This is a genomic window from Chitinibacter bivalviorum, assembly GCF_013403565.1.
GTDB classification, from domain to species: Bacteria; Pseudomonadota; Gammaproteobacteria; order Burkholderiales; family Chitinibacteraceae; genus Chitinibacter; species Chitinibacter bivalviorum.
The window spans coordinates 3357751-3371177 of the sequence record NZ_CP058627.1; the positions used below are offsets into that span (position 1 = coordinate 3357751).

Annotated in this window: 12 protein-coding genes; 7 read left to right on the plus strand and 5 right to left on the minus strand. The window is 49.4% G+C overall.

Features of this window, described 5'->3' with window-relative positions; translation table 11 throughout:
* Positions 1 to 147 precede the first annotated feature (147 nt).
* Positions 148 to 1563, plus strand: coding sequence for a lytic polysaccharide monooxygenase (locus tag HQ393_RS15905; RefSeq protein ID WP_179356489.1), 1416 nt, complete (start codon positions 148 to 150; stop codon positions 1561 to 1563).
* Between the two features lie 67 nt (positions 1564 to 1630).
* On the opposite strand, the gene HQ393_RS15910 is transcribed toward HQ393_RS15905, so the two are convergent.
* Positions 1631 to 1861: a hypothetical protein gene (locus HQ393_RS15910; protein WP_179356491.1), complete on the minus strand. Its 231-nt coding sequence runs from the start codon at positions 1859 to 1861 to the stop codon at positions 1631 to 1633.
* Between the two features lie 146 nt (positions 1862 to 2007).
* On the opposite strand from HQ393_RS15910, the gene waaC reads away from it, so the two are divergent.
* Positions 2008 to 2955, plus strand: a complete 948-nt coding sequence (gene waaC, locus HQ393_RS15915) for a lipopolysaccharide heptosyltransferase I (RefSeq protein WP_179356493.1) — start codon at positions 2008 to 2010, stop codon at positions 2953 to 2955.
* 46 nt (positions 2956 to 3001) lie between these two features.
* On the opposite strand, the gene HQ393_RS15920 is transcribed toward waaC, so the two are convergent.
* From HQ393_RS15920 to HQ393_RS15930, 3 genes are read right to left on the minus strand one after another with little or no spacing between them, the layout of a single operon-like run.
* Positions 3002 to 4327: a deoxyguanosinetriphosphate triphosphohydrolase gene (locus tag HQ393_RS15920; protein WP_179356495.1), complete on the minus strand. Its 1326-nt coding sequence runs from the start codon at positions 4325 to 4327 to the stop codon at positions 3002 to 3004.
* Positions 4324 to 5586: a putative bifunctional diguanylate cyclase/phosphodiesterase gene (locus tag HQ393_RS15925; protein ID WP_179356496.1), complete on the minus strand. Its 1263-nt coding sequence runs from the start codon at positions 5584 to 5586 to the stop codon at positions 4324 to 4326. Before HQ393_RS15925 ends, HQ393_RS15920 begins: the two co-directional genes overlap by 4 nt.
* Positions 5587 to 5589: 3 nt before the next feature.
* Positions 5590 to 6957, minus strand: coding sequence for a cyclic di-GMP phosphodiesterase (locus HQ393_RS15930; RefSeq protein ID WP_179356498.1), 1368 nt, complete (start codon positions 6955 to 6957; stop codon positions 5590 to 5592).
* Positions 6958 to 7185: 228 nt separating this feature from the next.
* Here HQ393_RS15930 and HQ393_RS15935 point away from each other — a divergent pair, with 228 nt between their 5' ends.
* The 5 genes from HQ393_RS15935 to HQ393_RS15955 all read left to right on the plus strand — a co-directional run bounded on the left by HQ393_RS15935 (position 7186) and on the right by HQ393_RS15955 (position 12373).
* A complete protein-coding gene (locus HQ393_RS15935) occupies positions 7186 to 8274 on the plus strand; it encodes an ABC transporter ATP-binding protein (RefSeq protein WP_179356499.1) in 1089 nt (362 codons plus the stop codon).
* A 10-nt stretch (positions 8275 to 8284) separates the two neighbouring features.
* Positions 8285 to 9214 carry an ABC transporter permease gene (locus HQ393_RS15940; protein WP_179356501.1) on the plus strand — a complete coding sequence of 310 codons (930 nt, stop codon included), beginning with the start codon at positions 8285 to 8287 and terminating at the stop codon, positions 9212 to 9214.
* A complete protein-coding gene (locus tag HQ393_RS15945) occupies positions 9204 to 9980 on the plus strand; it encodes an ABC transporter permease (RefSeq protein WP_179356503.1) in 777 nt (258 codons plus the stop codon). Before HQ393_RS15940 ends, HQ393_RS15945 begins: the two co-directional genes overlap by 11 nt.
* Positions 9981 to 10157: 177 nt before the next feature.
* Positions 10158 to 11216 (plus strand): ABC transporter substrate-binding protein, encoded by a 1059-nt coding sequence (locus HQ393_RS15950; protein WP_179356504.1) that lies wholly within the window; start codon positions 10158 to 10160, stop codon positions 11214 to 11216.
* Positions 11217 to 11263: 47 nt separating this feature from the next.
* The gene (locus tag HQ393_RS15955; RefSeq protein ID WP_179356506.1) at positions 11264 to 12373 is read left to right on the plus strand and encodes a VanZ family protein; all 1110 of its coding nucleotides are present in this window, start codon (positions 11264 to 11266) and stop codon (positions 12371 to 12373) included.
* A gap of 73 nt (positions 12374 to 12446) precedes the next feature.
* On the opposite strand, the gene HQ393_RS15960 is transcribed toward HQ393_RS15955, so the two are convergent.
* Positions 12447 to 13046 (minus strand): 6-pyruvoyl trahydropterin synthase family protein, encoded by a 600-nt coding sequence (locus HQ393_RS15960; protein WP_179356508.1) that lies wholly within the window; start codon positions 13044 to 13046, stop codon positions 12447 to 12449.
* Positions 13047 to 13427 lie beyond the last annotated feature (381 nt).

The following is a 13427-nucleotide window of genomic DNA, read 5'->3' on the forward strand; positions in this document are numbered from 1 at the left end:
TTTCTTTCTTTGGCATGATAAATTTTGACCGCGAAATTTCATCTCGATTTTTCGCTTAAAAATACTAAAAAATCAAACGCTTATATACGGAAAGAACAAAGAATATTGTTCAGTCGTATTGATGCCTGCCACTTAATGGAGAAGACAATGCAAAAACAACGCAATGGGCGTGCTCTGCCCATCCGTATTGCGCTCGGCCTCGGTTTGCTGGCGACTAGCCAGCTGGTCTTAGCGCATGGCTCAATGGAAGTCCCGGTGAGCCGCGTTTTAAGCTGCTTTAACGAAGGCCCGGAAAATCCAAAATCAGCCGCTTGCCAGGCTGCGGTTGCTGTATCAGGCCCGCAGTTTTTGTACGATTGGTCTGGTGTAAATCAGTTGCCAGCGGGCAACCACAAAGGTTTTGTGCCTGATGGCCAATTGTGTGCAGGTGGTAAGGCCAACTACGCGGGTCTTAATCTGCCACGGACTGATTGGTCTGCAACGAATATTGCGCCCGATGCCAATGGCAAATTTGAATTCACGTTTAACGCGCCAGCGCCCCATGCCACGACCGACTGGGTGTTTTATGTAACTAAAGACGGTTGGAACCCCAATCAAGCCTTGTCGTGGAGTGATCTGGAAGGCGTGTATGGTGAAGGTTTCTGCAAATTTAGCGATAAAGCCAAAAATCTACCCGTCATTAGCGCCGATAAACGCTACAAAATGTCGTGTACTTTGCCAAAGAAAACCGGCAAACACATTATCTTCGTCACTTGGCAGCGTAGTGATAGTGCCGAAGCATTTTACTCATGCTCGGACGTAAATTTCCCTGGCACGATTTCAACGTACAAAGAACTGGGCCAATTGCGTGCGCAAGCCAATCTGGCCGAAAAGTCGACCGTGACTTTCCGTCTGTTTGATAAAAACGGTGTGGACTTGGAATCAGCACAAATTGTGGCTGATTTTGATGCGCAAACTGGGGCTGACCTGACGCAAATGAACATCTGGCCGTATTTCTTGGCGCAGAAAGTGAATGGCACGTCGAAGTTTGTCAGCGTGGGTGTATTGCAAGCTAATGGCGCAGTTGCGCCAGTGCAAAATGCACAAGATAACCGCGTGTATAGCCGTAATGGTCAAGACTATATCTACCGAGTGGATATTGCAGCCCCGGCTGGCGTAACGCCGAAGCCAACAACTGCACCAGCGCTGACACCGACTCCAGCGCCGGTGATTACTCCTGCTCCAGTCGTAACGCCAACTCCAGCTCCCGTTGTTACCCCCGTTCCGGTGGTGACGCCGAAACCGACGGTTGCGCCGAGCACGCCGACGCCCGTTGTGACACCGAAACCAACGGTAGCGCCTGTTGTAACACCAACCCCTGCTCCTATCGTAACGCCTGTAGCCACGGCTCCGGCAACGAATGCGTGTGTAGCCGCTTGGGATAGCGCCAAAGTGTATGCCAACCCAGGCAATACAGTGAGCTATGCAGGTCGTAACTACCAGAATAAATGGTGGACGACAGGTGAGAAGCCAGATCCTGCTAGCCAGTGGGGAGTGTGGAAAGATATGGGCGCTTGCAAGTAAGCGTATCCATTTAAATCAAAGCCCATCGCATGCGATGGGCTTTTTTTATACTCCGTCATTGGGGGGGCTACTCGGTATAGGGCGTGCTGATTGCTGGTTGCGGCGTCTCGATGGCGCTTACTTTGGGTGTTGCCGATTGGGCGGTACTGCTGGCGGTCGGCCGGTTGGCCGCATCATAAGCATATTCACCCACAGCCATCGCGCCAGTAGCAACCGTTTTGGTTGCGTCAAAAGTAATGCCAACGACGGTTGTTGTCGCGTTAATCGCCGCTGCACCAACGATTGCGGTGGTGGTCACCACGGCGCAGCCATTTAAAATGATGCAAAGTAGGGCCGCGCTGAGCCATTTATATTGTCGCATGTGATTTGACTGAGATGAATTGAGGCGCGATTGTCGGTTAAACTGGCGCTCTCGTCGAGTTGACTCTTACCTACGGTTGTTGCATGCAGCGCATTCTGATTTCTAAAATCACCTCTTTAGGCGATGTTTTATTTGCGTTGCCGATGATTACCGATATTCGCCAGCATTTTCCTGATGTCAAAATTGATTGGGTTGTCGATGAATCATTTGCGGCCTTGCCTGCGTTGCATCCTGCGATTGATCGCGTAATTGGCGTGCCTTTACGCGGAATTAAAAAACAGAAATTGATGCAAGCTAGCCGCAATCTGTTGCGAGCAATCGGAGAACTACGCACAGAGCATTACGATGTCGTGCTCGATTGCCATGGCATGATTAAAAGTGCGCTATTGAGCAAAGTGGCCAAAGCCAAGCACATAATTGGGCCACCGAATTATCGCTTGGGTGAACAAGTGTCACGGCATGCCTATGATCGGCAAGTGAGCCCCGATGCGACTTTGCCGGCGGTGGATTGGTATCGCTCGTATGCGGGTTTAGCTTTGGGTTATCAAGTGACGGGGCAGCCTGATTTTGGTTTGAGGCCAGCACCGTTTCAACCGGAATGGTTACCGCAAAAGCCATACGTTATGTGTTTTCATGCGGCATCAAAGGTTGAAAAAACATGGCCAATCGAAGCTTGGGAAGCGGTACTGAAAGATTTAGAAGACCACGGTATTGCTGCCGTTCTGCCATGGGGGGCGCCACACGAGTATGAGTTTGCCCAAGCCTTGGCTGTGCGTCTCACACGAGCGGTTGTCGCACCCAAGATGACGGTCGGTGAAATTGCCGGCCTGATTGATCGGGCGCTGTGGGTGATTGGTGTTGATACAGGCATGACGCATCTGGCAGAAAGCCTCAATAAACCGACCATTGCGCTGTATACCGTGACAGACTCCGCTACTTACCATCCTGCGTGGAACCCACAGGCGCATTCCTTGGGTGGGAATGGCCAGATTCCTTCGGTAGATGCGGTGCTGGATTTAATTGGGCGCTAGGTATTTTTATAGGGGCCAATTTAATAAAGGCCTTTAGTGATATACCCTATCTACCCATGCCTCCGACTTGTTGTGCCAAATAAGTCGCGTAGTTATCGGTCATGCCGCCGACAAAATCGAGTACTCGGCGATAGCTTTCGTACAGCGGCCACTCTTTCCGCGGCACATTGTATTCCATGAGATCGAGGACCCGTTTCATGCGAAATGGCATGTGCTGACTGACTTTGAGCTCGTACGAAGCTTTGCAAAATGCGTCGAGCAAAATATCCAGACAGGTAAACGAGCCAACCTCGATTTCAATTTTACGCCGCTCATTAAAAATGCGATCGCGGGCTAATTGCTTGGCTTCGTTAATGCCTTGTCGCATGGTGTAGGGGCAATCGTTGAGCAGATCGCCCTGATAAGTGCCTTCCATCAAACGTTGGTAATTGGCCATAAAGGTATTGGCGACTTCGCGCACACAACGATCAATTGCTTTGCCACGCAGCAGGGATATTTTGCGCCGAGTCGAAGGGGCTGCGGCAACTTCCATTTCGAGCAAGCTACGCTCGCCACCGCAGATTTTCATTAAGAGCGGCTCAACGGTTTCGTAGGGCAGCATTCCGATTTCAATGCCGTCTTCCAGATCGAGAATCGCGTAGCAAATATCATCAGACGCTTCCATCAGGTAGGACAGGGGATGACGGGCCCATTTACCTTCGGCTATTTGGGGTAAGCCTAGCGTTTTGGCGACGTGGGCCAAAATGTCGTGCTCAGTTTCGTAGCAACTGAATTTACCTTTGCCGCCTGCGTGTTCGCTGGTCCACGGGTATTTGAGTGTGGTGCCCAAGGTGGCATACGTCAGGCGCAGGCCGCCTTCAAAACGATGGTTTTCCAGTTGGGTGATGATGCGAAAACCTTGGGCGTTTCCCTCGTAGGTCGTCAGATCGCGCCGTTCTGCTGGGTTTAGATTTTGCATTAAATAGGCATGATCGGGGCGCCGAAACCAGTCGCGAATAGCATATTCACCAGCATGCCCAAATGGTGGGTTGCCAATGTCGTGAGCCAGGCAAGCGGCTTGTACAATGCCACCCAAATCATAGGGTGTAATGTGTGCAGGGAGCTCGCCTTGCAAGCGCTCACCAATCAGTACGCCTAAGCTGCGACCGACGCAGGCCACTTCAATGCTGTGCGTGAGCCGGGTATGCACGTGGTCATTTTCGGTCATCGGGTGGACTTGCGTTTTGCGGCCCATGCGACGAAATGGCGAGCAAAATACGATGCGATCATGGTCTTTATGGTAATTGCTGCGCCCCGCTTCGATGTCGATGGGCTCGGCATCATCGACGCCGAGACGCTGGGCACTCAGTAATTGCGGCCATTGCATGGTCATAGAATTGCTCGCTGCTGGATGAAATTTAAAGTGTCGTTCAATGTGAGCGGCTTGCTATATAAAAAGCCCTGAATGACGTCGCAATGATAGTTATGCAGAACATCTTTGACGGCTTCATCTTCAACGCCCTCAGCAGTAACCCACAATTTCAAACGATGAGCCAACTCGATGACGCTTTGGACAATGGCGCGATCTTCGACGCTCTCGGCCAAATTCATCACAAAACTGCGGTCGATTTTTAACTCGTCAATCGGTAAACGCTTGAGGTAGGCGAGTGAAGAATAACCGGTACCAAAATCATCGAGAGCCAGTTTGCAGCCCATTTCTTTGATTTGATGTAGCTGTTTTAGTGCCAATTCAAATTCTTCAATAACGGCCGACTCGGTGATTTCAAAAATTACTTTTTCAGCCGGAACGCTCCAGACGGCTAACGCATTGGAGATAAACCCAGCCAGATGTGGGTCACGCAAATTATTTGGCGCAAGGTTAATACTCATATTGCCCACATAGCCGCTTTGCCTGAGCTGGGCGAAATTGCGTAATCCCGTTTGAATGACCCAGTGTGTTAGTTTATCCATCAAGCCCAGATGTTCAGCCACACTGATGATTTCATACGGGGAAATGGCACCGAGCAGCTCGTCTTCCCAGCGCAGCAGGACTTCTAAGCCGACGACGCGGAGGCCTTGTTTGGATATTTGGGGCTGAAATACCAGATGGAAACGATTTTGGTGCAGTGCTTCGCGTAATGGCGATTCAAGCCGAGCAAGCTGTTGTCCAAGCCAATCCCGATTTGGGTCATAGATACCGATGTGGTCTTGAGCAAATTGATGCGCCGCAATTTTGGCGGCATCGATCAGATTCTCACCGTTTTTGCCATGTTCGGGCGCGAGCGCGATTCCAATCAGGGGGTGAAGTCGCAGTTCATTCTCGTCCACTTCGCATAATGTGTTTTGGGCGCGATTGGCGGCCAAGATGGCATGACTCAGCCCGCTGAGCTGATTGAGCAGTAGCAAGATGGAATGAGAGTCGAGCTGGAATAAGCGGTCGGTAGGGCGCAATAAACTACTCACCCGCTCGACCATCAGTTCAAGCAATTGATCACGATAGTGGCCAGGATGGAGATGCCTAAGCTCGAGGTAAATGACGGCTGTTTGCTTATCAGGGGCGGATAACTCAATCCCTTGGGTAATGCATTCGTCGAGTAAGTGCCGCGGCGTGATAGTTTGTTCGGTGCGATTGTTTTGGCGCGGCTGGGTCATTGTTTACTCCAAGAAATACTCTCGAGGATCAATATTGTAGGCGCCGCGAGAGAGCTCGCGTCTGAGGGAAATTGGCAGGCCATTGGGGGCACTTGGATTGGTAATCAAATCCAGCGTATGGGGTTGCGCATAGGGTTTTTTATCACTGCCCAAGATAATCATTAATTTGGGTTTAAGCCGCCGGACGCGGTTTTGACCAATGACGATGCCGACTTCGCCGGTTGATAATTCGACCAAAGTGCCAACGTGGAAAATCCCAATACATTGCGCAAATTGCTCCACCAAGGCTGGGTGGAAATAGCGCTCGCTCCACTTGTAGAGTAATTGCAACGCTTCATGCGGCGGTTTGGCGTCGGAATAGCTGCGCTCACTGGTGAGCGCGGTAAAACAGTCCACAATCCCGGCCATGCTGCCAAAGATGCCGATTTCCTCTGCTTTCAATCCGTTGGGATAGCCGCTGCCGTCGTAACGTTCATGGTGACGTGCAACCATATCAAACACATCGGTTGGCACGCTATCCATTTGACCCAGAATGTCCAAGCTGTGTTTGACATGGGTTTTCATCAGCATGAATTCCCCCTGGGTAAAACGGCCCGTACGGCTAAGCAGTTCCTCGGGGAGTTTGACTTTACCGATGTCGAGCATCAAACCAGCCAGCCCGAGTTTTTGTAATTCTTCGACCGGGTAGCCGAGATGGCGGCCAAATGCGAGCAGGTAAACGGCGGTATCAATCGAGTGTGAGTAGCTGTATTGATCTCGATCTTTCAATTGCGTGAGCAGCAGCAGCGCATTGGGATTACGAATGATGGAGTTCACCATATCGTTGACAATACTGGTGGCTTCCTCAATCTTGGGCTGCAATTCTTGGCGCACTGATTTCATCATGCTTTGCATGAATTCGCGTGATGCGAGGTGAATCGCTTGCGCTTTGGGTAGCTCTACTTCAACCTGATCTTCCTGCTCGTACAGTACAATCGATCCAACAAACGGTACAGTGCCTTTGGCGTCAGATTTGTTTTTGCTGCGAAAACGGGAAAATAACTGCCGTAATTCACGTAAAACATTGATGCGTTCGCGACGATCTTTTTCGTCCATTTGTGGCTGAACCAGCGCTGTGATGGTCGGCGCTGAAAATGATTCAGCGCCATGGCTCAATGTGCTGGAAACCAATGAGCTCCATCGCGCCAAACCACCGGTAGAGCGACTTAAATCAACCTTGACGTTCTCGCAATATTCTCGCAATTGCTCAATTTGAGCTTGGCTCTCGATTAAAAAACCTTGCAATAAAAACGGCGTGTCTAGCCATGGCCGATCTAACTCGGTGACATAGAGGCCTAATTGCAAATCAAGTACGTGAACGCGAGTTTCCAAGTTTGTGGTCTGTCTGCTGAAAAGGATCAATACAGGGTAGCCATTTAGTTTAATCACATGGCTGAGTGTTTCATTTTAGGCCAAGTGCGCGTGATTGGGCGAAGTCAGCGGCATTTTTCTTGCTCTAGAGATAAAAAACGTGAATTGTATTGCTCAGTCATCGGTTTTCCCCATGTTGTGGGAGGGCGACTTTTGTTAGAATAACGCGGCTTTTTCGTGAGGATAATCATGGCGCTGCTTGAGATTCGGGATGTTGTAAAACGCTTTGGTGATTTTACGGCGGTTAACCACGTCAGCCTCGCGGTAGAGGCGGGTGAGTTTTTTACTTTGCTGGGCCCTTCTGGCTGCGGCAAAACAACATTATTGCGGATGCTGGCGGGCTTTGAGCAGCCTGATTCAGGTGAGATCGTACTTGATGGCGTTAATGTTGCTGGCGTGCCGCCAGAAAAACGCCCAGTGCATACAGTATTTCAGAATTACGCACTTTTCCCACATATGACTGTGGCGCAAAACATCGCGTTTCCATTGAAAATGGCCAATGTGTCGCCTGAAGACATTAAGACTCGCGTAGCCGAAGTGCTCGATGATGTGCGCTTAACGCAATTTGCCACCCGTTTTCCGAATGAATTATCAGGTGGCCAGCGTCAACGCGTTGCAATTGCACGTGCGCTGGTTAATCGTCCGCGCCTATTATTGCTCGATGAGCCGCTCTCCGCGCTCGATGCCAAGCTGCGTGAAGAAATGCAGATTGAATTGATTAATCTGCAAAAAGAAGTCGGCATCACGTTTGTGTATGTAACCCACGATCAAGGTGAAGCGCTGGCTTTGTCGCATCGGATTGCGGTGATGAATAAAGGCGAAGTGGCGCAACTGGATGCGCCAGAAACCATTTATAGCTATCCAAAAAGCCGTTTCGTGGCTGATTTTATTGGTCAGTGTAATTTGCTCGATGCCACGATTAAGTCGATTGGTAATGATCGTATGCAAGTCGAAATCGCGGGCGTCGGGATTGCCGAAACCTTGCCTGTGGCTGGTGCGCAAGTGGGGCAGAGTGGTTGCCTTACTTTGCGGCCCGAAAAAATCAAATTGGGCGCTAGTTTGCCCAGTGATGATGCCGACGAAGTACATTTCAAAGGCAAGGTCCACGATTGCCTGTATTTGGGCGATGTAACGATTTACATCGTCGAGCTCGATAACGGTATGTTGGTGGAAACCATGTTGCCAAATTCGGCGCCTGGGCGCGCCAAATTCTTTGATGATAATGATCTGGTTGAATTGGCGTGGCGTTTTGACGCTGGCCATTTCATTCTGGCTTGAGGCGTAGAGCATGGCTAAGTCTAATCGCTTAAGCAAGTGGCTGATTTCGGGACCACCCTTGCTGTATCTGATCATTTTCTTTGCGATTCCATCGCTGATTATGGCATTTGCAGCGTTTCGCTTTCCAGGTGACTACGGTGGTTTGCTGCCTTTAATTGCGCCCAATCCAGAAACTGGCGCGAGCGAGCTGCTGGTCAATCGCGAAAATTGGCGCGATTACCTGACCTTTGAAAATTTCGGGCGTTTTTTTGATGACTCGATTTATCTCGAGTTATTTATTAAATCATTCTGGTATGCCGGAATCACAACGCTGGTGTGTTTGGTGATGGCCTATCCATTGGCCTGGCTGATTGCGCGTAGCCCGAAAAAATACCGTGATTTGATGATCTTGCTGGTGATTTTGCCGTTCTGGAGTAACTTTTTGATCCGTGTTTATGCATGGATGATTATTCTGGGGCCGCAAGGCTATTTCACGATGGCGATTAATCAGGTGCTGGGACTGATTGGTATTGGCCCGATCCAACTGATGTTTAGTCATTTTGCGGTGATCATTGTGTTGGTTTACGTGCATTTGCCATTTATGGTTTTGCCGCTGTATGCCAATTTGGAAAAACACGATATGGCTTTACTGGATGCGGCGCAAGACCTGGGGGCATCGGGCTGGCAGCGTTTCTGGAAGGTGACTTGGCCGCTATCCCTCCCCGGGGTATGGGCTGGTGCTGCCTTGGTCTTTATTCCTGCTTTAGGTATGTTTGCGGTGCCGGATTTAATCGGCGGAACTGATGGCATTATGATTGGTAATTTAATTAAACAGCAGTTCCTCGATAGTCGCGATTGGCCATTTGGCTCGGTATTGTCGATTATGTTGACCTTGGCGGTGCTCGGTTTGGCGGGCTTGGCCGCTTTGATTGGTCGAGGAGGGAAGCGTAATGCACTCTAAGCAGTCAAAATGGCTCTGGGCGGCTGCGCTTTTCGTGTATGCCTTTTTGTATTTACCACTGATCATCGTGGTGGTGTATTCATTCAATGATTCAAAGCTGAACGCCGAATGGGTCGGGTTTACCTTTAAATGGTACGAAATCCTGTTTAACGACGCCCAAATGCTGACCGCTGCGCGCAATACCTTGCTGATTGGTTTGGTGACCAGTATTTGTGCGACCGTATTGGGGACATTGGCTGGGCTGGCGATGCATAAATACAAGCTGCGCTTATTGCCGCTCTTGGTGCTGACCCCGATTGCGATTCCTGAAATATTGATGGGCGTATCGCTATTGATCTTCTTTGTGATGCTCAATATGACGCTAGGCTTGGTCTCGGTGACTTTGGCGCACATCGCTTTTTGTATTGGCTTTGTGGCGATCGTTGTGCGCTCCCGCCTGCAGGGGATGGATGAATCCTTGGTGGAAGCGGCGCGGGATCTGGGTGCGACCCCCGTGCAGGCGTTTCGCTTGGTGACGATGCCACTGATTATGCCGGGGATTATCGCGGGGGCATTGATGGCGTTTACCTTGTCGATCGATGACTTTGTCATCACTTTCTTTACCGCGGGTGCTGGCGCTTCCACCTTGCCATTGCAAATCTATTCGATGATTCGTATTGCAGTTACGCCTGAAGTTAATGCCATTTCGACGCTATTGATGATCTTGACCTTATGTTTGATTTTGTTGGCGAGTAAATTGGCGCCGAGTGCGCTACGAGCAGAATAAAGGATTGATTTTTATGCAAAAAGCAGCGCTGCGGCGCTGCTTTTTATTTCGCAGCACGATTTGTTGAAAAAAAACAAAGCCACGGCGAATTGAAAAGCAAAGCAGGTTTTTCGTGGCATAATTCGGAGCTCTTGGGGTGGCCAAGGTTTACTTATCCATACTATTGATGGTGACAAAATGAAGAAAATTTTATTGGCGTTGATGTTGGCTGCAGGGACTGCCAGTGCGGAAGATGTATTGCACTTGTATAACTGGAATAACTACATTGCCCCAGAAACAGTGAAGAATTTCGAAAAGAGCTGCAAGTGCCGTGTCGTGCAAGACTATTACGGCGCGATGGAAGAAATGTTAGCTAAATTAGCTGCGGGCGCCAAAGGCTACGACGTTGTGATACCAACGGGCTTTGCGATTCCTCCGATGGTGAAGCAAAACCTGCTGCAGCCACTGGATAAGGCTAAATTGCCCAATGCCAAAAATGAAAATCCGGCCTTTATGAATGCTGCATTTGATCAAGGCAATAAGTACTCATTACCTTATGCATTCAGCACGACGCTGGTTGGCTATAACGACAAAAAAATTAAAGAGTTGGGCATTGATCCAACTTCATGGGCGATTATTTTTGATCCAGCCGTACTCGCTAAGATCAAAGGTAAAGTTACGGTACTGGATGACAGCCGTGAAGTATTCGCCGCTGCACTGATGTATAACGGCTTTTCTGCAAACTCAACTAATCCAGACGAGTGGAAAAAAGCGCAAGAAACCATCATTAAGGCCAAACCATTCTGGGCGGCTTTCAATGGTCAAAGCTATATCAAAGAGCTGACGCTGGGCAATATCTGGGTCGCTCATGGCTACTCGAGCGATATGTTCCAGGCCAATATCGATGCTAAAGCCGCTAAACGCGCTTTTGGTGTAGCGTATGGTTTGCAAAAAGAAGGCAATACTTTGTCGGTTGATAATATGGTCGTGTTGAAAACTGCACCACGTCCAGATCTGGCGGCGAAGTTTATCGACTTTATGCTCGATGGCAAAAATGCGGCTGAATTGACCAATATGATCGGTACTGGCACGCCGAATGCGGCGGCTGCGCAATTCGTAAAACCTGAAATGAAACAAAACTCAGCGGTTTTCCCATCTGCCGAACAGATGAAAAAACTACAGCAATTGACTGCGCTGGAAGGCAAGCAATTGCGTGATTTGGGTCGCTTGTGGACACAGGTCAAAACGGCAAAATAATGCTGATGCAAGCGGGGGCCTTGGCCCCCGTTTTTGTTTGAGTTCCTATGTATCGACTTCCCCCGATTCGTTATCTAGCTCGTCAGGCAGAGCCAACGCGTATTTCGCCATTTTTTGTGGCGGTCTCGCTACTGGTTATTTTGATTCTGAGTCTCTTCCCATTTTCGGATTGGCGCTTCACGGGCGAGCCCGTTTTTGCGTTTTTTAGCTATCCGCTGCCTTATTACGCCACGATCTTTGATAACACCGTCAATGTATTAGCCTATATCCCGCTGGGGCTGGGTTTAATGTTGATGTTCAAGCACCGATTCTTTGGCGCGCTGCTCGCTCTGGTCTGTTGTGTGCTTATTTCAAGTAGCGTTGAGTTTACGCAGCAATTTTTGCCGGGGCGGGTGGCGTCAAATCTGGATATTTTGAGCAATAGCTTTGGTGGCATGATCGGCATCTGTGGCGGCCTAATATTGCGCAGTCGGCGCTGGATGCGGCATTGGCTGATCTTTCGCCATGAAGTCATTGCCCCAGGGCGGGCGGCAGAGTGGGCAACCGTCTGGCTGATGCTCTGGTTTTTTTCGCAACTCGACCCGACTCAGCCGTTTTTGGGCGTAGTGGTAGAGGCGAGGGGGCTGCCGCAGCCATTTATTGCGCCTATCAATGATGCGGCCTTATTTCTGCGTACGCTTGAAGGCGTCGGCATGATGCTCAATTTGGCTGGCGTCGGTTTATTTGTTTCGGTGTTAGTGGCATATGGGCGGGATATTCCGCGCGTCATGTTTGCAGTGCTGGGCTTGGCTTTAGTATTGAAAATGGCGTTTGCGGGTATGTTGTTAAAGCCAGAGCAGTTTTTTGTCTGGTTGAATCTGAATATCGCGCTGGGCGGGCTGATCGGCGTGTTGATATTGTTGCTCGCTTGGCAGTTGCAACGCGCTTTACGCGCCTTGCTGGGGGTTTTGTGTCTGAGCTTGGCCACGGTTGTGAGTATGGTGTGGCCGTTGACGCCCCAATTGTCTGGCACGATGCCGCTGTTTAAATGGCAATACGGTCATTTGTTGCATTTTAATGGCTTGGCGCAGGTGATCGGCGATATCTGGCCGTTTGGCGCAATCGCCTTTTTGCTATTCTTTTTATTACGCCCAATATCAGGGCAAGATTTTCCCTGATTAGGGTATTGCCATTCGCGCCTTCACGAGTAATATATTTAGAGCAATACCCTGCCTGGTATGCCTGTGCTGCTTAGTCTGGAGCGACTTGCAACGGAACACTGGGGTTACAAAATGAAGTTTGATCCAGTAGCTTCTGATACATCGCAGGATCTTGCCATTCGAGCTGACATTGTTCAGAAAAAACAATCTGTTCTAACTCAATTATGCCCATTCTGGGGTTGTAGGCGTCTTCACGAAAAGCCTGTGCATAGCCAGTGTCTGTTTCATGGGCGATGACCGAATGCAAGCGAACGTCCGCTTCGCCATTTTGCATAATGGTTTGCGCCAGAATGCGGTCAATGACCACAAAAAAGAGGCGTGCAAATTGCTCTGCTGAGGGCGATACCGGCATGGAAATCCAGCGCGCCGAAAATTGTTTGCAAAGACGGATGTATTCCGCCTCATCCTTGTCCCAAAAGCAGACTGCATGGTCAAAGGCATCAATCACATCACGGATGGTGCCCTTCATTAAGCCAAAGTCATAAACCATCTGTCCATGATCCAGCGCATGCGCCTCCAGTAGCACCTCTACTTTATAGCTATGGCCGTGAATCGAGGTGCGACAACGCTCAGACGAGCAGTTGCGCACGATGTGGGCATTTTCAAATTTAAATAGTTTACGAATCAGCATCTTTATGACTTCCCATCTTGAGGCACGGTTTTATCAGATGAGATGAATTCGGGCAAGCCGAGTTTTACCGTACGGCCATTTATCATCGCCGCCAACTGGTAGGCAGATCGCAGGGAGCAATCGATTACGTGCTGATTAGAGGTCATTTAACATGGCTTGTGAAGTGTTCAATCAATATTGCTTAATACCACTATTCTGACATCGCACCTGAATCTAGCCTTGAAATTTTATCGAAAGCAATTGCGAAAGTATTTGGAAAGAATGTGGTTTAAGGTCTAACCCTGATGTGAGTGAGATAGTTTTAACTTGCGAATCGCGTGTTATTTTTTTGCAAAAAATATTGCTTGAAACTACCGAATAGATTTGATAATTCCTACATTA